This is a genomic window from Pedobacter aquatilis, assembly GCF_032678425.1.
GTDB classification, from domain to species: domain Bacteria; phylum Bacteroidota; class Bacteroidia; order Sphingobacteriales; family Sphingobacteriaceae; genus Pedobacter; species Pedobacter aquatilis_B.
Genome location: NZ_JAVTSG010000001.1, coordinates 444,404 through 470,646, shown reverse-complemented (window position 1 = coordinate 470,646; position 26,243 = coordinate 444,404). Strand labels below are relative to the sequence as shown.

General features: G+C 36.4%; 26 protein-coding genes. 11 read left to right on the top strand and 15 right to left on the bottom strand.

Going from position 1 to position 26,243, the window contains the following annotated elements; translation table 11 throughout:
* Window position 1 precedes the first annotated feature (1 nt).
* The 5 genes from R2Q16_RS01850 (at window position 2) to R2Q16_RS01830 (ending at window position 3,259) form a co-directional block, all read left to right on the top strand.
* A complete protein-coding gene (locus R2Q16_RS01850; RefSeq protein ID WP_316734825.1) occupies window positions 2–1,519 on the top strand; it encodes a GH3 auxin-responsive promoter family protein in 1,518 nt (505 codons plus the stop codon).
* 37 nt (window positions 1,520–1,556) lie between these two features.
* The gene (locus tag R2Q16_RS01845) at window positions 1,557–1,985 is read left to right on the top strand and encodes a YkvA family protein (protein ID WP_316734824.1); all 429 of its coding nucleotides are present in this window, start codon (window positions 1,557–1,559) and stop codon (window positions 1,983–1,985) included.
* Window positions 1,969–2,292, top strand: coding sequence for a DUF2752 domain-containing protein (locus tag R2Q16_RS01840; protein WP_316734823.1), 324 nt, complete (start codon window positions 1,969–1,971; stop codon window positions 2,290–2,292). The genes R2Q16_RS01845 and R2Q16_RS01840 overlap by 17 nt, the downstream gene beginning before the upstream one ends.
* Window positions 2,293–2,299: 7 nt before the next feature.
* Complete coding sequence (locus tag R2Q16_RS01835; protein WP_316734822.1) at window positions 2,300–2,746, top strand: CCC motif membrane protein; 447 nt, start codon at window positions 2,300–2,302, stop codon at window positions 2,744–2,746.
* A gap of 102 nt (window positions 2,747–2,848) precedes the next feature.
* Window positions 2,849–3,259 (top strand): BrxA/BrxB family bacilliredoxin, encoded by a 411-nt coding sequence (locus tag R2Q16_RS01830; RefSeq protein ID WP_269428446.1) that lies wholly within the window; start codon window positions 2,849–2,851, stop codon window positions 3,257–3,259.
* Between the two features lie 114 nt (window positions 3,260–3,373).
* Here R2Q16_RS01830 and cdaA read toward each other — a convergent pair whose 3' ends face one another.
* Window positions 3,374–4,165, bottom strand: a complete 792-nt coding sequence (gene cdaA / locus R2Q16_RS01825; protein ID WP_316734821.1) for a diadenylate cyclase CdaA — start codon at window positions 4,163–4,165, stop codon at window positions 3,374–3,376.
* 192 nt (window positions 4,166–4,357) lie between these two features.
* A complete protein-coding gene (folP, locus tag R2Q16_RS01820) occupies window positions 4,358–5,209 on the bottom strand; it encodes a dihydropteroate synthase (protein WP_316734820.1) in 852 nt (283 codons plus the stop codon).
* 92 nt (window positions 5,210–5,301) lie between these two features.
* Here folP and R2Q16_RS01815 point away from each other — a divergent pair, with 92 nt between their 5' ends.
* The 5 genes from R2Q16_RS01815 to R2Q16_RS01795 are packed head-to-tail and all read left to right on the top strand — an operon-like array spanning window position 5,302 to window position 9,005.
* Window positions 5,302–5,853 (top strand): DUF1599 domain-containing protein, encoded by a 552-nt coding sequence (locus tag R2Q16_RS01815; RefSeq protein WP_316734819.1) that lies wholly within the window; start codon window positions 5,302–5,304, stop codon window positions 5,851–5,853.
* Window positions 5,853–7,004, top strand: a complete 1,152-nt coding sequence (locus tag R2Q16_RS01810; protein ID WP_316734818.1) for a BT_3928 family protein — start codon at window positions 5,853–5,855, stop codon at window positions 7,002–7,004. Before R2Q16_RS01815 ends, R2Q16_RS01810 begins: the two co-directional genes overlap by 1 nt.
* A 1-nt stretch (window position 7,005) precedes the next feature.
* Window positions 7,006–8,061, top strand: a complete 1,056-nt coding sequence (locus R2Q16_RS01805; protein WP_316734817.1) for an ABC transporter permease — start codon at window positions 7,006–7,008, stop codon at window positions 8,059–8,061.
* A gap of 3 nt (window positions 8,062–8,064) precedes the next feature.
* Window positions 8,065–8,508, top strand: coding sequence for a DinB family protein (locus tag R2Q16_RS01800; RefSeq protein WP_316734816.1), 444 nt, complete (start codon window positions 8,065–8,067; stop codon window positions 8,506–8,508).
* Window positions 8,505–9,005 (top strand): shikimate kinase, encoded by a 501-nt coding sequence (locus R2Q16_RS01795; protein WP_316734815.1) that lies wholly within the window; start codon window positions 8,505–8,507, stop codon window positions 9,003–9,005. Before R2Q16_RS01800 ends, R2Q16_RS01795 begins: the two co-directional genes overlap by 4 nt.
* On the opposite strand, the gene R2Q16_RS01790 is transcribed toward R2Q16_RS01795, so the two are convergent.
* The 4 genes from R2Q16_RS01790 to R2Q16_RS01775 form a co-directional block, all read right to left on the bottom strand.
* Window positions 9,002–9,409, bottom strand: a complete 408-nt coding sequence (locus tag R2Q16_RS01790) for an acyl-CoA thioesterase (RefSeq protein WP_316734814.1) — start codon at window positions 9,407–9,409, stop codon at window positions 9,002–9,004. The genes R2Q16_RS01795 and R2Q16_RS01790 overlap by 4 nt on opposite strands.
* A gap of 57 nt (window positions 9,410–9,466) precedes the next feature.
* The gene (gene crtD, locus R2Q16_RS01785; protein ID WP_316734813.1) at window positions 9,467–10,951 is read right to left on the bottom strand and encodes a 1-hydroxycarotenoid 3,4-desaturase CrtD; all 1,485 of its coding nucleotides are present in this window, start codon (window positions 10,949–10,951) and stop codon (window positions 9,467–9,469) included.
* 11 nt (window positions 10,952–10,962) lie between these two features.
* A complete protein-coding gene (locus tag R2Q16_RS01780; RefSeq protein WP_316734812.1) occupies window positions 10,963–12,663 on the bottom strand; it encodes a M28 family peptidase in 1,701 nt (566 codons plus the stop codon).
* 101 nt (window positions 12,664–12,764) lie between these two features.
* The gene (locus R2Q16_RS01775; protein WP_316734811.1) at window positions 12,765–13,127 is read right to left on the bottom strand and encodes a DUF1304 domain-containing protein; all 363 of its coding nucleotides are present in this window, start codon (window positions 13,125–13,127) and stop codon (window positions 12,765–12,767) included.
* Window positions 13,128–13,602: 475 nt separating this feature from the next.
* On the opposite strand from R2Q16_RS01775, the gene dnaK reads away from it, so the two are divergent.
* Window positions 13,603–15,510, top strand: coding sequence for a molecular chaperone DnaK (gene dnaK / locus R2Q16_RS01770; RefSeq protein ID WP_316734810.1), 1,908 nt, complete (start codon window positions 13,603–13,605; stop codon window positions 15,508–15,510).
* 456 nt (window positions 15,511–15,966) lie between these two features.
* On the opposite strand, the gene R2Q16_RS01765 is transcribed toward dnaK, so the two are convergent.
* The 9 genes from R2Q16_RS01765 to R2Q16_RS01725 form a co-directional block, all read right to left on the bottom strand.
* Window positions 15,967–16,866, bottom strand: coding sequence for an NDP-sugar synthase (locus R2Q16_RS01765; RefSeq protein WP_316734808.1), 900 nt, complete (start codon window positions 16,864–16,866; stop codon window positions 15,967–15,969).
* A 145-nt stretch (window positions 16,867–17,011) separates the two neighbouring features.
* Window positions 17,012–17,569 carry a hypothetical protein gene (locus R2Q16_RS01760; RefSeq protein ID WP_316734807.1) on the bottom strand — a complete coding sequence of 186 codons (558 nt, stop codon included), beginning with the start codon at window positions 17,567–17,569 and terminating at the stop codon, window positions 17,012–17,014.
* 9 nt (window positions 17,570–17,578) lie between these two features.
* Complete coding sequence (locus R2Q16_RS01755; RefSeq protein ID WP_316734806.1) at window positions 17,579–19,153, bottom strand: helicase HerA-like domain-containing protein; 1,575 nt, start codon at window positions 19,151–19,153, stop codon at window positions 17,579–17,581.
* Between the two features lie 128 nt (window positions 19,154–19,281).
* Window positions 19,282–20,157, bottom strand: a complete 876-nt coding sequence (locus tag R2Q16_RS01750; RefSeq protein ID WP_316734805.1) for a J domain-containing protein — start codon at window positions 20,155–20,157, stop codon at window positions 19,282–19,284.
* A 138-nt stretch (window positions 20,158–20,295) separates the two neighbouring features.
* Window positions 20,296–22,713, bottom strand: a complete 2,418-nt coding sequence (locus R2Q16_RS01745; protein WP_316734804.1) for an alpha/beta hydrolase family protein — start codon at window positions 22,711–22,713, stop codon at window positions 20,296–20,298.
* A gap of 105 nt (window positions 22,714–22,818) precedes the next feature.
* The gene (locus tag R2Q16_RS01740; RefSeq protein ID WP_316734803.1) at window positions 22,819–23,235 is read right to left on the bottom strand and encodes a DUF1801 domain-containing protein; all 417 of its coding nucleotides are present in this window, start codon (window positions 23,233–23,235) and stop codon (window positions 22,819–22,821) included.
* Window positions 23,236–23,321: 86 nt separating this feature from the next.
* Entirely contained in the window at window positions 23,322–24,437 is a 1,116-nt protein-coding gene (locus tag R2Q16_RS01735; RefSeq protein WP_316734802.1) for a M42 family metallopeptidase, read from the bottom strand.
* Between the two features lie 109 nt (window positions 24,438–24,546).
* Window positions 24,547–24,957: a GNAT family N-acetyltransferase gene (locus R2Q16_RS01730; protein WP_316734801.1), complete on the bottom strand. Its 411-nt coding sequence runs from the start codon at window positions 24,955–24,957 to the stop codon at window positions 24,547–24,549.
* 2 nt (window positions 24,958–24,959) lie between these two features.
* The gene (locus R2Q16_RS01725) at window positions 24,960–26,243 is read right to left on the bottom strand and encodes an MFS transporter (protein ID WP_316734800.1); all 1,284 of its coding nucleotides are present in this window, start codon (window positions 26,241–26,243) and stop codon (window positions 24,960–24,962) included.

Sequence of the window (26,243 nt, the reverse complement as noted above, 5' to 3'; positions counted from 1 at the left end):
CATGGCAATAGTAAACTCTATTTTTACCTGGCTAATGAAAAAGCGAATCCACCAGATTGAGCTTTTTATGAAATACCCGCACGATGTTCAGCAAGAGTGGTTTCATACTTTAATTGATAGTGCAGAAAATACGGAATGGGGCAGGCATTACGATTATAAATCAATTTTAACGCCTCAGCAGTTTCAAGAACGTGTACCCATTCAAAATTACGATACCTTAAAGCCATACATTGAGCGTATGCTTAATGGCGAACAAAATATTTTATGGCCATCAGATATTAAATGGTTTGCAAAATCTTCTGGTACAACCAGCGATAGGAGTAAATTCATCCCCGTATCAGAAGAAAGCTTAGAAGAATGCCATTTCAAAGGCGGTAAAGATATGCTATCTATCTACTGCAACAACCGTCCGGATAACCAAATGTTTACAGGAAAAGGTTTGGTTTTAGGCGGCAGCCATCAGGTTAATCAATTAAATGAAGATTGTTTTTATGGTGATTTATCAGCTGTGCTGATTAAAAACTTACCCATTTGGGCAGAGTTTTACCGCACGCCTGATATGTCCATCGCCTTGATGGATAATTACGAAATTAAGATGGATAGGATGGCAGAAGCTACTATTCATGAAAATGTAACCAGTATTTCGGGTGTACCAACCTGGACCATCGTTTTAGCAAAAAAAGTGCTGGAACTAACCGGTAAAAAACATCTTTTAGAAGTTTGGCCAAATTTAGAGCTTTACGTTCACGGAGCCGTTAATTTTGCGCCTTACCGCGAGCAATTCAAGCAGCTAATTCCATCTCCGGACATGTATTACCTGGAAACCTATAATGCATCCGAAGGTTTTTTTGGTATTCAAGACCAAGATAATTCTGAAGAGATGCTTTTGATGTTGGATTATGGGATTTTTTATGAATTTATCCCAATGGAAAACATTGGAGAAGAAAACCCAAAGGCACTTTTACTGGGAGATGTTGAGCTGAATAAGAATTATGCGATTGTAATCTCTACAAATGGTGGTTTGTGGCGATATATGATTGGTGATACGATTCAATTTACATCATTAGAACCTTATCGCATCAAAATTACCGGACGAACCAAACATTTTATTAATGCTTTTGGCGAGGAAGTAATTATTGATAATGCTGAGCAAGCGCTTACAAAAGCTTGTGCAGTTACTGGTGCAGAAATTAAAGATTACACCGCTGGTCCGATTTATTTTGAGGGAGAAAAAGCAGGTGGCCATGAATGGATTATCGAATTTGATAAGCAACCGAATGATATCGAAAAGTTTATTGATGTAATGGATAATACACTTCGTGAGGTAAATTCTGATTACGATGCCAAGCGTTTTAAAGATATGGCGCTTTGCCGTCCAAAAGTTCACAATGCCCCGGCAAATACTTTCTACAACTGGCTTAAAGCTAAAAATAAACTGGGTGGGCAACATAAGGTACCTCGCCTTGCTAATGAGCGGAAGTATGTTGATGATATTTTGGAGATGATGAAATCTCAATAAAGTTTCTCTTTTATCGTTAAGTTTAAAAAACTAAGCTATGCAATTGGACAGACAGAAAATACTGGATTTCTTTAAAAAATCGGAAAGCAAAGCAGGCGTTTTATTAAAAGATAAACGCAAAGCGAAACAAACCATTAACGATGCTTTAGGTAAGGCCGTTACCAATAGAGGCGATTTGGAAGGTGTTTGGGCAAAGTTAATTTTGCTTTTTGCAATCGCTAAAGATTACGTGGCTGGAAATTATACCGAAATCCCTAAGCGTTCAATCATCGCAATACTAGGAGGGATTATTTATTTTTTATCGCCAGTTGATATTGTTCCAGATTTTATTCCGGTTTTAGGTTTTATTGATGATGTATTTGTTTTAAATCTGGTTTACAAGCAAGTTGTAAAAGATTTAGAGCAATACAAAATTTGGAAAGATGAACAATTAACCCAAAATCAGCTAGATGGCGCAACAACATAGTGGATTTCTTGATTGGTTAAGCCATCATTTATTTACTTGCCCATTCAAGGCACAGTTTGGTTTTGATTGCCCGGGTTGCGGTTTACAACGTTCTGGAATTGCACTTTTACACGGAAATTTAATAGAGTCGTTCAAGTTATATCCTCCAACTATTTTTATGGTTTTTATTGGCTTGTTTACGATTTTACATTTAAAATTTGATTTTAAGTTCGGTGCATTAATCATTAAAAGTACATTTATTGCTATTGCGGTAATTATTGTAATCAATTACATTTACAAAATATATAATCATCAACTTATAAGTTAACTCTACTATGTCTGAAGAACAAAACCAACCCGAAAATCAATCTTTCGAACCAATTAATACACCACCAGTTACGCCACCGCCATTTCAGCAACAACCACCATTCGGGCAGTTTGGAGGAGGAATGGGGTATCAAAATTTACCAAATGCAACCGTAGTTTTGGTATTGGGGATTTTATCGATTGCATTCTGCTGCTGTTATGGGATATTAGGATTAATCCCGGCTATAATTGCTTTGGTACTGAGTAAAAAGGATAAGGCATTATACGCACTAAATCCTACGATGTACACCCAAAGCTCTTTTAAAAACCTAAATGCAGGTAGGGTTTGTGCTATTATAGGTTTAATCCTTAATATTATATCATTATTATATTATGCAGCAATCATCATTATTTTTGGCTTTGGAATGATGAACGATCCTCAGAAATTACAAGAAATATTAAAAGGATTGCAATAGTTTTCTGCTTTTAATTTTACCTTAAAAATATAAATCGGATGGTGTATGCCATTCGATTTTTTTATTTTTGTACATTCAATTGTAAATCAAAACATAAGATAAATGTATCCAGAATATTTAGTTGAGCCAATGCGTAAGGAATTAACCAACGTTGGTTTTGAAGAATTAAAGAACGCACAAGAGGTTGATGCAGCGATTAAAGGCGAAGGCACTGTTTTAGTTGTGGTAAACTCTGTTTGTGGTTGCGCGGCAGCAAATGCTCGTCCGGCGGCAAGAGCAGCAGCAGCACACGAAAAACACCCTGATAAATTGGTTACTGTTTTTGCAGGAATGGAAAAAGAAGCGGTAGACCAAGCTAGAAACTACATGATGCCTTTTCCTCCATCATCACCAGCAATGGCATTATTTAAAGATGGTAAATTAGTGCATATGATTGAGCGTCATCAAATTGAGGGCAGACCAGCACAAATGATTGCTGATAACCTGATTGGCGCTTTCGAGCAATATTGCTAGATTTTTAGTCTAAAGAATAATGAGCAAAGATTAAAGACCGTGTGTTTTAATCTTTGCTTTTTTATGTCAGAGAGTTTTCCGTCTTTCAATTTTATTCTTTAATCTTTGCTCTTATTAAAAATCTTTATTGAGTAACTTCTCCAACTCTCCAAAAGAAACATTCATCCTAACCCTACCTTGTTTAGCGTATGAAATCTCACCTGTTTCTTCAGAAATAATTACGGCAACTGCATCGGTTGTTTCAGAAACGCCAATTCCGGCTCTGTGTCTTAAACCAAATTGCGAAGGAAGCTGATCGTTATCTGTTAAAGGTAGAATACAACTTGCACTTTTTATTTTATTCTCCGAGATAACTACGGCGCCATCATGTAACGGGCTATTTTTTTGAAAAATACTTTCCAACAGGCGTTTTGATATTTTAGCATCGACTACTTCACAACTATTGGCGAAAAATTGTTCATCATAAAACTTAACAAATACAATTAATGCGCCTGTCCTGGTTTTTTTCATGGTTTTACAGGCATCAATAATAGGTTTAATGCGAGTTAAATTGTTTCTTTCGATTTCTTTTCTGCCGAATAGGTAGCCCCACCATGCCTTGTTTTTTTGAAGAAATGCATTTTTTCCAATCAATAAAAGAAATCTTCTTATCTCCGGATGAAAAATTACAATAAGCGCAATAATGCCCACGCTCATAAATTTTTCGATAATTGTGGTAAGCAATTCCATGTGTAAACCCTTAACTATCCAATAGAAAACGGTTATTACGAACATTCCAACCAGTAAATTTACGGCAAGTGTATTACGAATCAGTGTGTAAACGTAGTAAATCAATAGTGCAACAAGCACAATGTCTACCACATCAGTTGGAGATATTTTAAGGAAATCGAAATCAAAGCTTTTCATCTATGGCAAGATAGTAAATGTTTAATAATGGTTAATTGTTTAGAATGTGAAAATTGGTTAATTGTTGGAATTGTTTGGATAGCTATTATAAAATATGCAATGTTATGATAAGCAGAACGTCATTTCGAGGCACGAAGCAATCTCCATTGAAAGATTGCTTCGTGCCTCGAAATGACGACAGGATACAGGTAATCAATTTAGACAATTAACCAACTTAACACATTCCACTGCTTCCTTAACATCGTGAACCCTTAAAATTTTCGCACCTTTTTGTAAAGCAATTGTATTTAAAACTGTTGTGCCATTTAATGCCTCGCTAGCAGAATTTTCCAATACTTTATAAATCATTCCTTTTCTCGAAAAACCAACTAAAACAGGCAGCTTGAAGATTTTAAAATCTTCCAAGCGATTTAAAAGTTCGTAATTATGTTCAATTGTTTTTCCAAAACCAAAACCCGGGTCGAGAATGATATCATTAACATGCAAAGCTTTTAATTGCGCAACTTTTTTAGCTAGGTAATCGATGATATCTAATGTTACATTATCGTAATGAGGATTTTGTTGCATGTTTTGCGGTGTACCCTGCATGTGCATGAAAATGTAAGGAACTTGCAAACGTGCGATAGTATTAAACATTTCGGCATCCATATCACCAGCCGAAATATCGTTGATAATGTGCGCACCGGCGGCAATGGTTTCGCTGGCAACTTTTGCTCTGAAAGTATCAATTGAAATTATACCTTCAGGGAAATGTTTGTTTATGGCTTCCACAATCGGAGTTAACCTCGACAGTTCCTCATCGGTAGAAATATCTAAAGCGCCTGGTCTGGATGAATAACCCCCAATATCAATAAAGCTTGCGCCTTCATTTAAAAACTGTTCTGTTTTTCTAAGGGCATCATCAATCGAGCTTGTTCTACTTTCGTTGTAAAAAGAATCGGGCGTAATATTCAATATACCCATCACCTTTGGTGTGCTTAAATCAAATATTTTACCGCGGATATTTAGACTTTGCTTTGCTTCAAAAAAGTTTTTTTCTGCCATATTAAACCCTTTCGGGATTTGGGTTTCGCTTTAAAAATGTATCTTTAGCTTTCGTTTTTTCGATACAAAAATACATTAAAACTAAATAAATATTGGCTTTGGCACAAACAAATACCGCTTCTGAATTTGATGACGTAATCGCAGTTTGCAGAACTTTATTCTTAAAAAAAACAACCGATTACGGAACAGCCTGGCGCATACTGAGGTTAAGTTCAATTACCGATCAGATTTTTATTAAGGCGCAACGCATCAGGACTTTAGAAGAGAAAAAAGTTAGTAAAGTAGGCGAGGGAATAACACCCGAATACATTGGAATTATTAACTATTGCGTAATTGCAATGATGCAGTTAGACTTGAACGAAAATGACCTTTTAGAAATTCCGGTTGAGGATGTGCAGGTGCTTTTTGATGCTAAGGTCAAAGAAACCAAAGATTTGATGTTCGCCAAAAACCACGATTATGGTGAGGCTTGGAGAGATATGCGCATCAGTTCTTTAACTGATTTAATCCTGCAAAAAATATTCCGGGTTAAACAGATAGAAGATAACGAAGGTCAAACACAAGTATCCGAAGGTGTAAATGCAAATTACCAGGATATGCTAAACTACTCAGTTTTTGCTTTAATAAAATTAGGTGTAAAATAATGAAGAACTCGCTTTTAACCATTTCCAGAATTTTTGTTGGCGTACTATTTATCTTTTCAGGTTTAATTAAGGCAAACGATCCGCTTGGTTTTGGTTATAAATTGCAAGAGTATTTCGAGGTATTTCACTTGGATTTTTTAAGTCCGATAGCAACCGGAATAGCCATTCTACTTTGTACTTTGGAAATTGTTCTAGGTGCCTTGCTTTTACTGGGTTTTTACGGCAAAAAAGTAGCCTGGGGTCTTCTATTGCTAATCATTTTCTTTACACTGCTTACATTTGTTTCCGCGGCATTTAAAGTAGTTACCAGTTGCGGCTGTTTTGGCGATGCCATTCCGCTTACGCCTTGGCAATCTTTCAGTAAGGATATCATTTTACTAATCTTTATCGTCTATATTTTCCTCAAAAAGGATTTTATCAAACCACTTATTACAAAAGAAAAAAGACAGCGAAATATATCTACACTCATCGTATTAGCTTCGTTGTTATTTGGAGTATTCACTTATAATTTTCTCCCAATTATTGATTTTCTGCCTTATAAGGTTGGTGCTCATATTCCATCTTTAATGGTTATTCCTGAAGGTGAAAAACCCGATGAATATGAAATCATGTATCACCTTAAAAATAAGAAAACAAAGGCTGAGCAAGATATGAGCGATAAGCAATATCTTAAAACCGAAATCTGGAAAGATAATAACTGGGAAATAGTTGGCGAGCCAACTAAAAAGCTTGTAAAGAAGGGATTTGAACCTAAAATCAAAGACTTAATTATTACCGATGCTTCGGGTACAGATTACACCAAAGAGTTAATCGAAAATCCTTACTACAGCTTGGTTTTTGTCGCTTATAATTTAAATGATGCGAATAGCCGGGCGATTGGAAGTTTGAATGCTTTGGCTTTAAATGCAACACAGCAGTACAACATTAGGAGTGTTTTATTAACCTCAAACGCCGCCCGGGATGCTGAAGTTTTCATCAAGAAAAACAACTTATTTTCTGAAGTATTCTATGCTGACGCTGTACCACTGAAAAGTATGGTTAGAGCAAATCCGGGTATCATTTTGCTTAAAAATGGTGTGGTTGTAAATAAGTGGCATTTTCATAATATGCCAAGCTTTGATGATTTAAGTAACAAATATTTCAGCAAATAAAATGTTCGCTTATACAATTAAAAAACTGCTTTATGGCTTGCTGGTTATGGCTGGTGTAGTATTGGTGGTTTTCGTATTGTTTAATATTTTGCCCGGCGACCCAGCCAGAATGACGATGGGCCAAAGGGCAGATGTTCAATCGCTAGAGGCTGTAAGGAAAGAGTTTGGTTTAGATCGCTCAAAACCTATGCAATTTGTTTTGTATGTTAACGATTTATCTCCAATAAGTGTTCTGGAAAACGACAGCATTACCCAAAATAAATATCATTATAAAAAGATAATAAATTTTGATAAAAATGCTTTGGTTCTGAAATGGCCATACCTACGCAGTTCTTATCAAACTAAAAGAGATGTAACGGATATACTTACGGAAACCGTTCCGAATACATTCATTTTAGCTTTAACAGCGATGATTTTCGCTACAATAATTGGTGTGTTCTTAGGTGTTTTATCGGCTGTTTATAAAGATTCGTGGATTGATAAATCTGCAAATGCCTTTGCAATTTTAGGAATTTCAGCACCCTCTTTTTTCGCAGGGATTATAATCGCCTGGTTATTCGGTTTCCTTTTAAGCAATTACACCGGACTAAAAATGAGCGGGAGTTTATACAGTTATGATCCTTTTAACGGCGAAATTTTAACTTTACGAAATTTATGGTTACCGATGATAACCTTAGGCTTAAGGCCTTTGGCAATTATTGTTCAGCTTACCAGAAGTGCGATGCTCGATGTTTTAGCACAGGATTATATTCGTACTGCTAAGGCGAAGGGTTTAAGCAGAAACACGATAATTTACAAACATGCGCTTAAAAATGCCATGAACCCGGTTATAACAGCAATATCCGGTTGGTTTGCTTCATTACTTGCAGGTTCATTTTTTGTAGAATATATTTTTGGCTACAATGGCTTAGGTAGAACAACAGTAAGCGCATTGGAAATGTCAGATTTCCCGGTTGTAATGGGTTCTATATTATTTATCGCTTTTGTATTTGTAGTAATTAATATTTTGGTAGATATTTTGTACGCCTATGTCGACCCAAGAGTTAAACTGGCATAAGTTATGATTGAAGAATTTATTCGATACACCCAAAGAGCAGATCGCGAAATATTAGATGTGTTTAGTGCAGCTGATAAAAACATGCCCGATGCTGAACGTTTGTTTAGTCATGTTTTAAATGCACAACACATTTGGGTAAATCGTGTTGAAGGATTGCCACTGCAATATGAAATATGGCAAGTTCACTCAAAAAACGACTTTGAAAGTATTTCATCAGATAACTTTGAAAAAATTGAAGCGAGTTTAGCCAAACATGATTTATCGGATAAAATAACTTATCACGATTCTCGTGGAAATGAATATCAAAATACGGTTGCCGAAATGTTTATGCAAATGCTAAACCATTCGACTTATCATCGTGGACAAATTGTTTCGATGTTCAAAAAGGAGGGGATTACGCCTCCCGTAACAGATTACATCTATTTTAAACGTAAAAATCTTTTATGATAATTTTCCTTATTGGATATATGGGCTGCGGTAAAAGTACCAAAGCCAAGCAACTTGCGCACCGTTTAGATTGCCCAGTAATTGATTTGGATGCTGAAATCGTAAATCAAACAGGTAAAACCATTGCCGAATATTTCGAGGCTTATGGCGAAAGCGGATTCAGAGATTATGAAAGTGAAACGCTAAAAGCTTATCAATATCCTGAAACTTGTGTGGTTGCAACCGGTGGCGGTTTGCCATGTTTCTTTGATAATATGGAATGGATGAACAATCACGGTTTAACCATTTATCTCCAAATGTCGCCAGCAGCTTTAGTTTCAAGATTGCATAACCGCCAAAAAAGGCCATTGATAAAAGATTTGAACGATGAGCAACTTTTGGTTTTCATTGAAGAAAAACTAAAAGAACGCGACCCTTTTTATACAAAAGCTAAACTTATTGTCGACGCTTTTGATTTGGATGGTGAAAAACTGGAAGAAGCAATAAAGATGAACTAATTTTTCCCTTCATCCTCCTGAGCAAATTGCTCTTCTATGTATTTTATTTTTGTTTTTCCATGCGGTGTAGGTTCGCCATAATCGTTAATATTTACAAAAACAATCTTATCAATTGTTAAAATACTTTTACGGGTAATTTTGTTTCTCACCTCGCAACACATGCTGATAGAAGTTGTACCAAAATTTGTTGCGGTGATGCCCATTTCAATAATGTCACCTAATCTGGCTGAGCTAACAAAGTTTATTTCCGACATATATTTCGTTACTACCTTTGGGTTTTCGAGCTGAACAATGGCATAAATTGCAGCCTCTTCATCAATCCATTTTAAAAGACTTCCGCCGAATAATCCTCCATTGGGGTTTAAGTCTTCTGGTTTTATCCATTTACGTGTGTGAAAATTCATATAATGATTTTTTAAGAAATCAGGCATCTGAAATGCCCTTTAAGCAAATATATTCTTTTAAGATTTGGCAAGTTTCAGATTATCGTCAATAATTTTAGCAGATAACAATGCCAGTGGAATACCACCACCCGGATGTACGCTACCGCCACAGAAATAAAGATTTTTAATCTGCGAACTAAAATTAGAGTGGCGTAAAAAAGCTGCAAACTGGTTATTTGAGCTGTTGCCATATAAAGAACCTTGGTAGGAGCCTGTTTTGCTTTCTATGCTTCGTGGGTCGAGAATGCTTTCGGTGACGATATCCTTTGACACATCTGTTTTTAAAATGCGACTAAGTTTTGATAGAATGTTTTGTTTTGCATCAGCAATTAATCTATTCCAATCCTGACCATTATTCGCAGGTACATTTATCATTACAAACCAGTTTTCGCAATCTTTAGGTGCATCTGTTGCGATATGTTTTGAAGTAATGTTGATGTAAATCGTTGGGTCTTTACTAATTGAGTTCTCCGTCCAGATTGAATCAAATTCCGACTGATAATCTTTAGCGAAGAAGATATTGTGTAACCCCAGTTCAGGATAAATATTCCTGATTCCCCAATAAAAAATCAATGCCGAACTGCTTCTTTGTTGGTTTAATAATTTCTTAGGTTGAGGAATATTTTTTAGTAGATTTTTATAGGTAAACCAAATGTCCAGGTTGGATATTACAACATCAGCTTTTTGAATTACATCTTTAAGTTTTATACCCACAACCTTTCGCCTTCTACCATCAACCTTATAAACAACCTCGCTAACTTTTTGATTATATTGAAATTCTACACCTAAATCTTTTGCCAGTTTTACAATTGCTAATATAATACTGTACATACCATTTTTCGGAAGAAAAGCACCAAAGTGATATTCGAAATGTGGAATGATGTTTAAAGTAGCAGGTGCCTGATAAGGATTTGAGCCATTATAAGTGGCATAACGATTAAATAGCTGAGTAATTCGCTCATCGCTAAAAGCGTTTTGGTTTGCCTTGTGTTGTGTTCTAAAAGCATCAATTTGTCCAAAGCGAAAAATACTTTTAACGGTATCCCAATGGAGATAGCTTTTAAGCTTGTGTAAGCTTCGCTCCAAAAAAACCTTATGGGTTACGGTATATATCGTGTTGCTTTTTTCAAGGAAAGATTTAATTTCTGAAGCTTTGGATTGTGTTTTTTGCTCAATTTCTTTCGCAAATTTTTCTGTATCAGACGATGCACTTAATCTTAATCCATCTTCGTAGAAATACCTGCAAATTTCATCAAGTTTTTGGTACTCAAAATAATCTTGCGGTTTTTTGCCTGCTAGGATAAAAAGCTCATCAACATACTGCGGCATGGTAAACAAACTTGGTCCAGCATCAAACCTAAAACCATCAGCATTAATTTCTTTTAGTTTTCCTCCAGGATATGCGTTGGCTTCAAAAACCTGAACCGCGTAACCTTTCACTGCTAAACGAATTGCACTTGCTATTCCTGCAACCCCGGCACCAATAATAATTGCTTTTGGCATTTAATCTTAAACTATTTCAAATCGTTTAAATAAAGATTGGTTTGCTTTTCAATTTCCAATGTGGCCACTTTAATTGCAGAACCCACTCTGGTTGTTTCTGATTTTACAGGCATTTTATTTACCGTAGCTAATGCATCAATGTACCATTTGCTCCAGGTTTCGATAATGTGTTTTTCATCTGCTGCAGATTTGCCTTCTGCGATTGCTTTTTTGCTTAAATCGAACTCCGTTTTCAAGCGAATTAAGCCATCATTTTTAATTTGATTAACAGTTTGGCTTGCAGTATTTTCATCGGCCGATATTAAGGTGTAAGCTGCGGTTAATCCACTAATGCCAATATTTTTCATTTCCATTGCCGAAACTTTGTCAATTCTATCGTTATCGGTATGGTAAAATACATCTGTAAAGTGCCACATTAATAAACCAGGAATTTTATTTTGCAGAAATGGTGTATGGTCGCTACCGCCTTCAAAAGGATTGTAGTTTACTGTCCAGTTGGCAAATTTGCCTTGTTCTTTGCAGATGTTAAGAATAAAGTCGTTAAAATAATGTGGAAAGAGATCTTTTTCCTTTACATCTCCAGCGCCCCATTCGGTGTGTTTGTCGTTTCCTCTTGTCCAGATTGCAGATGGGTCTGGCATTTTTTCAATTAAAAATGAGCCTCCAGTTTTCTTAGTGTCTTCGCCAACCATATCCAAACTCATTCCCCAAAGAATGCCTTTTGCACGGGTTGTATCCTCAACAATATATCTTCTGGTTGATGTAATTTCATCACCCCACAAAAAAGTTAAAGTACGTTTTGGTGCAATTTTTTTGGCTTTATAAAGTTCTGCGGTTAAACGAGCCATTTCTGCTAATGTACCCACTCCACTAGCATTATCATTTGCGCCCGGTTCCTGAACGTGAGCACTAAAAACAAACCTTTCTGTAGGTTTTTCGCTGCCAATAACATTTGCAACGATGGTTAATTCTTCCGATTGATAAATTTTAGTTTCGATATTTACTTTAAGCTTTGTCGCTCCTTTTAAGCAGTTTGCCTTAAGCTTTTCTTTTGCTTTGTAAGATAATAACAAGGTCCATACTTCGCTATTTGCTTTCATGCTTCCAAATTGGATAGAAGTTTGGTGAATTTCTGGCTTTGTATAAGCCGGCATAGAATAACCCAAAACACCAATAGCGCCAGCTTTTGTTGCAATCGCTAATAATCTGGAAGGATGTGTTTCTGCAAAAACAATTTTTCCCTTTAAATCTAATTTTTCTATTTCAGCTGGGTTGGTGTTGCTGATAAAAATGACATCAGCTGTAACCCCTTCTGCCGGAGTAGAGACGCAGTTTATCGGAATCATATTCCGATTTGTACTGAAGGTAATTAACGGTTGAGCTTCGCCAATAATATTAATATTAGCATTAACGGGCTCCCAGGTTTTATTTTTCATCGCCCTTTTTTCAATCCGATAAGTTAGAGGCGATTCTGCTTCATTTTGCGTTTGCTCAACAAAACCAGCTTTTTTTAAAATGTCTTCTACATATTTAATACTTGCGTTGAAGCCAGTATTGCCCGGAACTCTAAAATATTTTTCTACAAATGCAGTTGTTTCGTAGGCATTTTTTTCATTGAAACCTTTTCTGGTAAGGTTAAAATTGGTTGAAGTATTTTGAGCGAAGCCGCCTAAGCCAGCTAAAAGTAGGGCAAAAAGAATTTTTGTTTTCATGCAATGGAATAAAAGCGAAAGATAAAATATTTTTAAGTCAATACGATTCCTGTTCAACTTCATTTTTTTGAAATTGATGAAATTACGGGTATGAATTAATCTTATTTAAGATGTAATAATATCAAAGCAACTAATGCCGGAATGGATTGCACATAAAGAATCCTTTTACTTGCGGTTGCTGCACCGTAAATACCAGCAATAATTACACAGGTTAAAAAGAAAATCGCCACATAAAATTTCCATTGGTGGTTTTCGATGCAGAGCGACCAGATTAAGCCTGCGGCTAAAAAACCATTATATAAGCCTTGGTTTGCGGCAAGTGTTTTGGTTGGTGCAAATAATTCTTTCGGAATTGTTTTAAAAACTTTAGGCGCTTTGGTTGTCCATGCGAACATTTCGAGCCATAAAATGTAGATGTGGATAACAGCGATTAAGCCGATTATGATTTGTGCTGCTAATTGCATTTTGTTTGGATTTATGTTTGAAGATACGATTAATTTGGGTTATTCATCGCTGTTGGTTTTATGTAATGATGATTTACCACATCGTCATTGCGAGGCACGAAGCAATCTATTAAGTATTAGAGCTGTTTATCCTATGAGATTGCTTCGTGCCTCGCAATGACGGCAATTGAAAGCCCAAAACCCACAAACTGTGTTTCTAAACCCGATGGCAGCGAACACGGAGTGCAACGGAGTAAAGCGGACAGCGGGGCGGGTGCTCCCGACGAGATTCGAACTTTCATTTTCAAATCCTTTAAAAAATTGGCTTTAGTCTTTCAACTTTTATCTTCTTTCTGTCATGCTGTCAGTATTAAACGAGAATAATTTTTACATTTTATCAGTCTTTTAGGGTTATTTTCTGCCAAAACCCAATTGGCACAAGCATTGTTTAACAGCTGTAGAATTATTAAATAAAAAAGAGAAAATACAAAATACAATGGGAAAAATTATTGGAATAGACTTAGGAACAACAAACTCATGTGTTTCGGTAATGGAGGGCAACGAGCCTGTAGTTATTGCAAACAGTGAGGGTAAACGTACTACACCGTCTATTGTTGCTTTTGCAGAAAACGGTGAACGTAAGGTTGGCGAGCCGGCTAAACGTCAGGCTATAACTAACCCAACAAAAACGATTTATTCTGTAAAACGCTTTATGGGTAACAGCTACGACGAAAGTGCTAAAGAAGCTGGACGTGTACCTTATAAAGTGATTAAAGGCGACAACAACACACCACGTGTTGAAATCGACGACAGAAAATATACTCCACAAGAAATCTCTGCAATGATTTTGCAGAAAATGAAAAAAACTGCTGAAGATTTCTTAGGACAAGAAGTTACTGAAGCGGTAATTACTGTACCTGCTTATTTTAACGATGCGCAACGTCAGGCGACTAAAGAAGCTGGTGAAATTGCTGGTTTACAAGTAAAACGTATCATTAACGAGCCAACTGCTGCAGCTTTAGCTTATGGTTTGGATAAAGCACACAAAGACATGAAAATTGTTGTGTTTGACTGCGGTGGTGGTACACATGACGTTTCTGTTTTAGAATTAGGTGATGGCGTTTTCGAAGTAAAATCTACTGATGGTGATACTCACTTAGGTGGTGATGACTTTGACCACGTAATTATCGATTGGTTAACAGATGAGTTTAAAAGCGAAAACAGCATGGATCTTTCTAAAGACCCAATGGCTTTACAACGTTTAAAAGAAGCTGCTGAGAAAGCTAAAATCGAATTATCAAGCACTACTTCTACTGAAATTAACTTACCATATATTACTGCTGATGCTAGCGGCCCTAAACACTTAGTACGTACTTTAACTCGTGCTAAATTTGAGCAATTGGCTGATAGCTTAATCAAACGTACGATTGATCCTTGTAAATCTGCATTAAAAAATGCTGGTTTAAGCACAAGCGATATCGACGAAATTATCTTAGTTGGTGGTTCAACTCGTATTCCTGCAATCCAGGATGCAGTTAAAGCTTTCTTCGGTAAAGAGCCAAGTAAAGGTGTTAACCCTGATGAAGTTGTAGCAATTGGTGCTGCTATTCAAGGTGGTGTGTTAACTGGTGATGTAAAAGATGTATTGTTATTAGACGTTACACCTTTATCATTAGGTATCGAAACTATGGGTGGTGTAATGACTAAATTAATCGAGTCGAACACAACTATCCCAACTAAAAAATCTGAGACTTTCTCAACTGCTGCTGATAACCAACCATCTGTTGAAATTCACATTTTACAAGGTGAGCGCCCAATGGCTGGTCAAAACCGTACAATTGGTCGTTTCATTTTAGATGGTATTCCACCAGCACCTCGTGGTGTACCTCAGGTAGAAGTATCTTTCGATATTGATGCTAACGGTATCTTACACGTAAGCGCAAAAGATAAAGCAACTGGTAAAGAGCAAAAAATCCGTATCGAAGCATCTTCTGGTTTAACTGATGCTGAAATTCAGAAAATGAAACAAGAAGCTGAAGCTAACGCAGAAGCTGATGCAAAAGCTAAAGAAGAAATCGAGAAAATCAACGGTGCTGATGCTTTAATCTTCTCAACTGAGAAACAGTTAAAAGAGTTTGGTGAGAAATTATCTGCTGATAAAAAAGCACCAATCGAAGCTGGTTTAGAGAAATTGAAAGCAGCACACGCAGCTCGTAACTTCGCAGATATCGATGCAGCACAAGCTGAATTGCAAAATGCATGGAACGCAGCATCAGAAGAAATGTACAAAGCTGGTGAGCAACCTCAAGGCGGTGGTGAACAACCACAAGCTGATGGTCAGCCTCAAGGTGGCGGCGATAACGTTACTGATGTTGATTTTGAAGAAGTAAAAGAAGAGAAATAAGTCTTCAGTCCTGAGTCGAGAGTCTTGGGTATATAAAAAAGCGTTTCTGATTAGGTTCAGGAACGCTTTTTTGTTTTATACACTCGTCATTGCGAGGTACGAAGTAATCTCATAGCTAAAAGTTTAGAATAATCACCTGAAGATTGCTTCGTGCCTCGCAATGACGATATTTTAATTTCTTGGAAACGAATGGTTCTACGCATTTCGGTAACAGCAGCCCCGCCATTCGCTGCAATCTTTTTTTAACTTCTGTTATGCTGAGGCACGAAGCATCTGTTTCATCGGTTGCAGATGCTTCGTGCCTCAGCATGACATGATATTCAAGGTTGCTACAATAAAAAGTATTTCCACTGCTGTCGGGTTTATGATTAACAAACTGTATTCTTCGGGGAAATCACAACGCATAAAAAAGGTTCAGCTAATTTAACTGAACCTTTTTGTATAAATCGGGAAATATTAATTCCAAAGTTTTTCCGGATATGTTCCGTTTTTAACCAATTGGTCGATACTATCCTGAACATAAGGCTTATCTTCTTTATAAGTTACGCCAAACCACTTGTTTGATGTTGGAACAACTTTAAAGGTAGCTTCGCCGCTTTTAACTAAGTTTTCGCCAATTAATGGAATAAAAAACTCAGCTTTTGGCTTATCTTTATTTGCTTCTGCAAATTCTACAAATAACTTTTCAGTAATGCTGAAAACGGCAGGAGTAAAGCCCCAGAAATTCATCGATACAGGCGTTTCAAATTCTAATGGAAATTCTTCGCCATCTTCTTCGTAATAAATTTTACCATCCTTTGGATATACTTTAGTACGCTCAATAATTTCTTCTAAATTGCCAGAAGCATCTACTTTACAAACGCCACGAGAAACCGCGCCAAACTCAGAAAGTGTCTTGCCAATTTCATAACCGATAATTGAGAAATTACTGTCAGTAGCTTCATCGTTTAAGAAATCAACCATTTTTTTAAAGGCATCAAAACCGTAATAATCATCAGCATTGATAACACAAAAAGGTTCTTTAACTACTTTTCTGCCAGATAAAATTGCATGAGCTGTTCCCCAAGGTTTTTCTCTGTAAATTTCTTCTTCAATGCCAAATTGCTTTAAGTCGAAATTTTGAAAAACATAATCCGTTTCAATTTTTCCATTAAGCTTTGGCTCAAATATCGATTTAAAGTTTTCTACAAATTCTTCTTTGATGATGAAAACAACTTTGCCAAATCCGGCATTAATTGCATCATAAATAGAATAATCAATAATGGTTTCTCCATTCGGACCAAAACCATCAATTTGCTTCATGCTTCCGTAACGGCTAGCCATCCCGGCAGCCAATATTAATAAGGTAGGTTTCATATTCTTAATAATTTTGCTAATCGTTCTATAATTAGCTAGGGCGTTTTATTTATTTAAGTAATTAAAAATTTGTTCTAATTCCATGTCATTTTTAAAATCAATCTTATGATTTTTTGAGTATTCATTAAGCTTATCTTCTTTATCATCAAATAAAGCTAAAAATTGATTTCTTATTTAATGCAATTTTACTAAAAATTCCGTTTTTAAGTGAATAATAGCTGCTTGTTGTATTAAATGTTTTATTAACTACAGCTGAGCCATATTGTTTGGATTCAGTGATTGATTTATTTACTCTTTTATACAATCCAATTTTATCGTTGCTAATGATTTGAAAGTAAGAGTCGCTGTTGAGTGCATCTACTGGTGGAAAACCGTTTTTATAGCTTAAAAGTTTTTCATTTTTGGCATCTTTTAAGTCAAATCTACTTACTGGTTCAGCGAAATGCATCATCTTTCCATTATCTACAAAAATCAGCTTGTCATCCATTAAATCATAGCGTAATGAGTCGTACTGATAATGCTTTCCGTTTTTTAGCGTAACTTTTCCTTTTGACCATTTTTCTATCAAGTATGGACTGCCATCTACGTCAGTGTATTTCTTTTCTCTTACGGGAGTTCTGATGACATCACCAAATGGTAGCACCTCAGACTGTGCTTTGGCCCCGAATGATAGAAATAAAAGTAGAAAAAGCAGGTTTTTCATAGTGCAGATTTAAAATCCAAATAAACCGCCACCACTTTTGGTGCGTGTTTTTTTACCGGTTAACATACCAAATAAACCACGAACAATTTCTTTACCAATCTGGCGGGTAATTGTAGCGCCCATAACCTGTTCAATTATGCTTTTTTCGCCTGGCTTTGGTTTGTTTTCTATTTCTTCTTGTTTCTTTACTTCAGCCTCTTGTTTTACCTGTTCATCAATTGCAATTTGGTCGTTTATTCTTTTGGTTAAAATCTCATATGCACTTTCAGGGTCGATAGTTTCTTTATACTTACCATACATTGGGCTTGACGTTACCAATTTATCAAAATCAGCAGAGGTTAGTGGCCCCATTACTGCCCTTGGTGGTGTGAGCATGGTTGCAGAAACCTCTGTCGGAATACCTTTTTCATTTAAAACAGTAACTAAAGCTTGTCCGGTTCCTAATGAAGTAAGCACTTTATCAATTTGATAAAAATCTGATTTAGGATAGGTATTCACCGTTTTTTTAAGCGCATCAACATCATTAGGTGTAAATGCTCTCAACGCATGCTGAACGCGGTTACCCAATTGTCCTAATACGCTTTCCGGAATATCAGTTGGAGATTGAGTACAGAAAAATACGCCAACACCTTTTGAGCGGATTAAGCGGATAATCGTTTCAATTTGCTCTAAGAATGTTTTTGAAGAGTTGTTGAAAAGTAAATGTGCTTCATCAAAAAAGAAAACCAATTTAGGTTTATCCAAATCGCCAACTTCTGGTAAGGTGTTAAATAATTCAGCTAGTAAACTTAACAGGAAGGTGGAGTATAAAACAGGTTGATTTTGAACATCCGCAATATTTAAAAGACTAATTGTGCCTTTTCCATCAACACGCTCAAATAAATCATCTGCATCGAAAGATTTTTCGCCAAACATTCCGGCTAAACCTTGCTGTTCGATTGCAACAATTTTTCTAAGAATTGTTCCCGATGTTGCTGTAGAAATGCTACCGTAACTTTCTTTTATTTCTTTAGCGCCTGCTCCTTCTGATAAATAAGAAAGTAATTTTTTTAAATCATTTAAATCGATAACGGGCATTTTGTTGTCGTCGGCGTATTTAAAGATTACAGCCATTACGCCACTTTGCGTATCATTTAAATCGAGTACTTTCGATAACAGCGTTGGGCCAAATTCTAAAACTGTAGCCCGCATTTGTGCACCTAATTTGCCTGATAGAGAGTAAACTTCTATCGGAAAACCTGTTGGTGTAAATGTTTTGTTTAACTGTTTTGCTCTTTCCTCAATTTTTGGGTTTACACTGCCTGCTTGATTTAAACCTGATAAATCGCCTTTAACATCAAGCATAAAAACCGGAACTCCGGCATCAGAAAGTTGTTCGGCTAATAACTGTAAGGTTCTGGTTTTACCTGTTCCGGTTGCACCTGCAATTAAACCGTGTCGGTTCATCATTTTTAATGATAAATTAACTTCGGCCTCGCCATAAACCTGTCCATCTAAAATACCAGCACCAAGATAAATGTAAGAACCTTGAGGAGCGTAGGATGCTTTTATTTTTTCGATAAATTTCGAAGAGGATTCACTCATTTTAATAATTTTATAAAGCACCAATTTAGTAAACTAATATTAAAATAATGTTTTTTATTAGCACTAAATATAAAATCATTTCCGCATCGCTAAACCACAATCGCCTTGAAGTTTAGGTGCTTAACCAACTACAGCTTTGATAGCCGCTCAAACAATTCCCGCTGTTCTGCATTTAAGTTTTTTGGAATTTTTATTTGCCATTTGATGTATAAATCGCCATAATGGTTTTCTTTTTTGTAGATAGGAAAGCCTTTGCCCTTTAATCGCAAATTTGTATCGGGCTGCGTTCCGGCCGGGATATTAAGCTTTACTTTACCACTTAAGGTTTCTACAATTTTCTCGCCGCCTAAAATTGCCGTGTATAAATCTACTTGTTCGTCAATGTAAATATCATTGCCTTTGCGCTTAAATTTTGGATGTTCGGTGATGTGAAATGATATAAATAAATCTCCTGCCGGACCATGATTTGGCCCTGGTGCACCGTAACCGGGCAATTTAATTTTTTGCCCGTTTTCTACGCCCGCCGGGATGGTAATACGAACTTGTTTTCCGTTTACAGTTAAGGTTTGCTTATGCGTAGTATAGGCATCAAGTAAATTTAAATTCAGTTCTGACGTATAATCCTGACCCTTAAACGGAGAACCCGAACTACTTCTGGAGCCTGCACCACCAAACATGGATGAAAAGAAATCAGAAAAATCTTCGCCACCGAAGCCCGAAAAACCACCTCTGCCACGACTTTGAGATTGCTGGCGTTGTTGTCCGCCAAAAGCATCGGCATGTTGCCAGTTTTGTCCGTATTGGTCGTATTTTTTGCGTTTCTCAGGGTCGCTTAAAACCTCATTTGCTTCATTAATTTGTTGAAATTTCTTTTTCGCTTCTTCATTATCTGCATTAACATCGGGATGATATTTTCGAGCCAATTTCCGATAAGCTTTTTTGATTTCATCGGCTGAAGCAGTTTTATTAATCTCGAGAACTTTATAGTAATCTATATAAGCCATAGTTTAGGGAAGCGATAATGTTATTGAATGGTTTTAATTCGGAATGTAAAAATAAGGATTACAATTAAAAGATGGTTGCCACACAAAAAATAAAAGCCCCGAATTAATTCGGAGCTTTTATTTTTTAAGTATAGTATCTTATTTCTTGTTTTTTACATATTTTTCAAGCCACTGGTCTTGCTCCCAAAGTACGTGAAGAATATTTTCTTTACCACGATATCCGTGTGCTTCAAATGGCATGAAAACAAATCGAACCGTTCCGCCTAAACCTTTAATGGCTGCAAATAAACGCTCACTATTGATTGGATAAGTTCCGGTGTTATCATCCGAATCGCCATGAATTAAAAGTAGGGGAGTTTTGATTTTATCTGCATAGCTAAACGGGCTCATTTCGTAATACATTTGAGGTGCTTGCCAATAAGTTCTATCCTCATTTTGGAATCCAAATGGCGTTAATGTACGGTTATAAGCACCACTTCTTGCAATTCCTGCAGCAAACAAATTGGTGTGTGCCAATAAATTTGCCGTCATAAACGCACCATAGCTGTGTCCACCCACGGCCATACGTTTTCTATCGCCAACGCCCAAATCAGAAAGTTTGTTAATTGCTGCTTCAGCGTTTAAGCTTAACTGGTCAACAAAAGTATCATTTGGTTTTTTGCCATCCTTTGCAACAATCGGCATTTCTGCATTATCTAATACTGCATAACCACGAGTTACCCAGTAAATTGGCGAACCCCACGCAATAGTTGTAAATCTATCTTTTGAGCCACGGATTTGAGCCGCATCAGTTGCCGAGTTAAACTCGCGAGGATAAGCCCAGATAACTGCAGGTAATGGTCCGTCTTTTTCCTTATTATAGCCTTTTGGTAAATATAAATCACCAGTTAAATCTACACCATCAGCACGTTTGTAAGATATTTTTTCCTTTGTAATCCCATCTAATGAAGGATAAGGATTTCCAAAAGAGGTAACTGGTCTATCCGCTATGCGTAATATTAAATTTTTAATGAAATAGTTCGGTACTAACTTCTGACTTTCCTTACGGGTCAATAAAACAAGTTTATCTGCATCAATCACATCACTTACAAATTCATAAGTGCCTTCTGCACTGCGCCAAATAATTTCATTCTTTTTTGTAGCTAAATCAAATTTGGCAAGGAAAGGTAAATCTCCTTTTTCTGATGAACCCACAACATTGTTCATTAATAATTTGGTGCCGTTATCAACTAAATGGATAACCGAACGACCGTATTTGTTTTTAGTAGTAACAGGCGAGCCAGGGTTGCCATAAGCATCAGTTTGGTTCCGCGTGTAAAGCTCTTCAATTTTTCCTGTTGATGGATTGTAAATGCTTACCTTATTGGTTTGCTTACTGCGTAAACCTTCCATAACTAAAGCTAAATTAGCATTACCCCATTGTATACCACGGTAACGTGTTTCCGTTTTGAACAGCTCTTTTTCTGCACCCGAAAATGGTGCACTTAAAGCGTAAACTGCATCATGGAAAGGCACATTTTTCTTTATTAGACCGCTATCCAATGGTTTTGCCCAGATAATGGTTGCGGGTTCATCGTCTCTCCAGCTAAAACCACGAGCTACGTTTTGTGTATTGTCGTAACCCGATGGCGTACCTTCTGAAGATGGAAGTTCTGCCAGAACTTTAACAGCTTTTCCGCTTAAATCTGTAATTGTCATGGTTGATGGAAAACCCCCAGCCGTAACCAGATAAGAAAATGGCTTGCGGATGGTTTCAACCAACATATAAGTTTTATCTGGTGATAAACTAACTGTACTATAAATGGCTGGTTTGCCAATTGGGGTTTCTACACCAGCTGTATTTTTAACCAATTGCGAAGTGCCATAAAATTCAAAAAGTTGCTCATCAAAAGGAGATTTAATTAAATCCTGGTAAGTTGGACTTGGTGCCGCTTTACCTAAATTTTGCTGAACAGTTGGACCTTTTGGCATTAATGGTTTTACCGGAGCTGCGCTTGCAGGTTTAGTAACGGCTCTGTAAACGATTGTATTGTCGTTTAACCAGGTTAATCCGCTCCCTAAAACTGTATTTAAGAATGCTTTATTGGTTTTCGTTGCTTTTTTTGTTGCTAAATCAATGATGTATAAATCAACACCTTTTTGAGTAGTATTGGTAAAGGCAATTTTGTTTTGCGAAGGATTCCAACTAATATTACCAGCATATAATGGTGTTGGCAAACCTGTAATCGGGAAAGTTTTATCCGTTTTAATGTTTTTAACAGAGAAGTTATTGATAAAATTCTGGCGGCTAGGCGCATAATTGTTTGGATTTAGGCGCATACCCGCAATGCGATATTCGGGCATTGCCAATTCTTCTACCGATGGATAAGAATTTCTCTCGCTAAATAAAATCCATTCTGCTTTATCATCAATGCTTACACCTGGTGTTGGTTTTGCAAGTAATAAATCGGCAATTTCTTTAGGCGGTGTTTGGTAGCTCACTGCATCCTGCGCAGCAGCATTTAACGAAACACAGGTGCCTGCTATTAAAAAATAGAGGTGTAGTTTTTTTATCATAATCAGGGTTAGTTTTATCTCGATTGAGCATCAAATATGCGAATTAATAAAATACGTTAATAAACCGTAACCGCTAATTTACATGTGTTATTACCGCATAAATGCTTAGCAACGTCGGTCTCCGGTATCAATTAAAGAATTGGAAATCATCTTTTTAAGGATGTCAACATTGATATCGCTAAGTTTTTTAACGTAGATACAAGATTTTCCAGTTTTATGCTTACCAAATTGACCTAATAATTCTGCCCGGTTAGGAAATTCTGATGAAAGATAAAGTGCAAAAGCATCTTTTCTAGGCGAAAAGCCCACGATTGGCGCATCTCCTTCTCTGCCACTTTCATATTTGTAATGATAAGTGCCAAAACCAATAATTGCTGTGCCCCACATTTTTGCTTTAAAGGATGATAATTCTTCAAATATTTTAACCAGTTCGAAGGCATCATCACGTTTAGTTTCATCTTCGATTATATTCAGAAAATTAGGGACGCTATCATTGTTTTCTGTTGTTTTATTTTGAGCCATAATTATATCTGTTTGATAAAACAAGTTATAAAAAAAGGCTTGAAGAATTAACTTCAAGCCCCGTAAATTTATAGCGTTGATAAAATCTATTTAAATTCTCTAAAATCTTGTCCGTCTTTAATGTTAAGCAAGCTTTCGTAAATTAAGCTGATTACATTATCTACATCTTCTTTATGAACCATTTCTACCGTAGTGTGCATATAACGCAATGGCAAAGAAATTAATGCCGATGGAACACCACCGTTTGAATAAGCAAAAGCATCGGTATCTGTTCCTGTAGAACGTGATGAAGCCTGACGTTGGAAAGGGATTTCGTTTTTCTCGGCAGTTTTAATCAATAATTTATTTAAGTTGGTTTGAACCGCAGGCGCATAAGAAACCACCGGACCTTTACCCGATGATAAATCGCCTTGCGTATTTTTGTTAATCATTGGCGTAGTGGTGTCATGTGTAACATCGGTTACAATGGCAACATTTGGCTTGATGCGTTGTGCAATCATTTCGGCACCGCGTAAGCCAATTTCTTCTTGTACAGAGTTCACAATGTATAAGCCGAAAGGAAGTTTTTTCTTGTTTTCTTTTAACAAACGAGCCACTTCAGCAATCATGAAACCACCAACACGGTTATCTAAAGCACGACCAACATAATAACGGTCGTTCAAAATCATAAATTCATCTTCGTAAGTGATTACGCAACCCACATGAATACCTAATTTCTCTACTTCTTCCTTTGAGGTGCAACCGCAATCTAAAAAGATATTTTTAAGTTCTGGAGCTTGTTCTTTTTCGCCATGACGGGTGTGAATTGCCGGCCAGCCAAAAACAGCTTTTACCAATCCTTTTTCTGTGTGAATATTTACGCGTTTTGATGGCGCAATCTGATGATCTGAACCACCATTACGAATCACGTAGATTAAACCATCGTTTGTAATGTAATTTACATACCATGAAATTTCATCAGCATGAGCTTCTATAACAACTTTATAATCAGCCTTTGGATTAATTACGCCAACCGCAGTTCCATAATTATCAATAAAATGCTCGTCGATATATGGCTTTAAATAATTTAACCATAATTTTTGTCCTTCCCATTCGTAGCCAGTCGGTGCAGGATTATTAATATATTCTTCTAAAAATTGTAACGATTTTTTAGTTACAACAGCAACATGCTTTTTTTTGTCGTCTTCTTTTTTCTTAGCCATATTTATTTATGATTTTAGATTTACGATTTTAGATTAGCATGTACCAAACTAATTCCTAAACCTAATTTTATTTATTTTACTCTAATTTTTTAAATCGTATCTCGTAAATCTACAGTTTCATTTCCATCACCACATAATCATTTCCATTTTTTGAAAATCGATTATCTGTTTCAATAAATCCAAATTTAGAATAAAATTCGGTAGCATTTACACGGGCATTACACCAGAGCTTGGAAGCTTTCTGAATTTTACAAAAATCTATCAAATAGTTTAAAAGAATTGTACCATAACCTTTTTTCTGATCATTTGGGAGTATTGCCAATTTGCGGAATTGATATACATCATCTTCATTAAACAATGAAACCACACCCGTCAGTTTATGTTCTGCATACAATCCAAAATGGATGCCATCAAAATCATCTGCCAGTTTAACCAAATCAAACGGGGCATCAGGATACATACTTTCGTGTCTGATTCGCCAGGTTAATGAAGGGAAAATTTGTTCTATCTGAATTAGCATTTTTACGCAAATTTCCTGCTTCCGTAAAATCGGTAAATTAAAACATTTAGTAAAATGATTGCGGCCATGCCATAACAAAATAAATTCCAGCCGCCCTTATCCCAAAGATATAAGCCTAAGGCCGAACCACAACTTGCGCCTATAAAACTTACCGACATAAAAATCGTATTCAGCCTGTTTCTTGCTTCCGGAATTAAAGTGTAAATTCTGGTTTGGTTGGTTACGTGTATCGCCTGTTGACCAATATCTATCAATACAATACCAATAACAAAGAGATATAAATGACTGCCTGTGAAATAAAATAGTGCGATACTTATAATTTGTAAAATAAAGCCAATCATTAAGTTTTTCCGGGGATTATTGCCATCGCTTAACTTACCAACTAAGGGAGCCGCTAATGCCCCTGCCGCACCTGCAATCCCGAATAAACCTATTTGTAAGGTTTGAAAATTAAAAGGCGGATTAGCGAGAAATAAAACCATAGTTGTCCAAAATGCACTGATGATTGCAAAGGCGAGAAAGTTGATAATAGAGGTTTCGCGAAGAGCAGGTTGATGTTTAATGTAACTAAACATCGAACCCATCAACTGTTTATAATTTCCATTAAATGATGGGATACTCTGTGGAAATCTTTTCGCCATCAAAATGATTAAAAGGGCACAAATGGCTGCGGCAATATAGTACATTGCCCGCCAACCAAGCCAAAAACCAATACTTCCGCTTACTGCCCTTGACGCTAAAATACCTACAAGCAAACCACTCATTATCGAGCCAATATTGGCGCCACGGTTTTCATCCGTACTTAAATTTGCTGCAAGTGGTAAAATCAATTGCGGTACAATAGAGCATGTGCCGATAAGAACACTGGCAATCTCTAATAATAAAAAGCTTTTAGCTAAGGCAGCTGATAAAAGTGCTACAATTGCCATTCCGGTTATGATTAGAATTTGCCTTTTACGCTCAAACATATCGCCCAGTGGCACCAAAAGAAACAAGCCTAAAGCGTAGCCAATTTGTGTTAAATATGTAATCCTTCCGGCGTAAGTTTCGGTTAAGTTAAAATCTTTCGCAATTAAAATAACTAACGGTTGGCAATAGTAAATATTTGCAACAATTAAGCCTGTGCAAAAGGCCATTAAAAGAATATCTATACGTTTTAACATATAATTTAGGATGTAAAATGTGAAATGGAAGATGGAAAATGTGGGATGTAGAATGGAATATGGATAATGTATGATGGAAAATGCATCTGCTCCATCCAAAATCTTCCATCTTATCTCATCCAT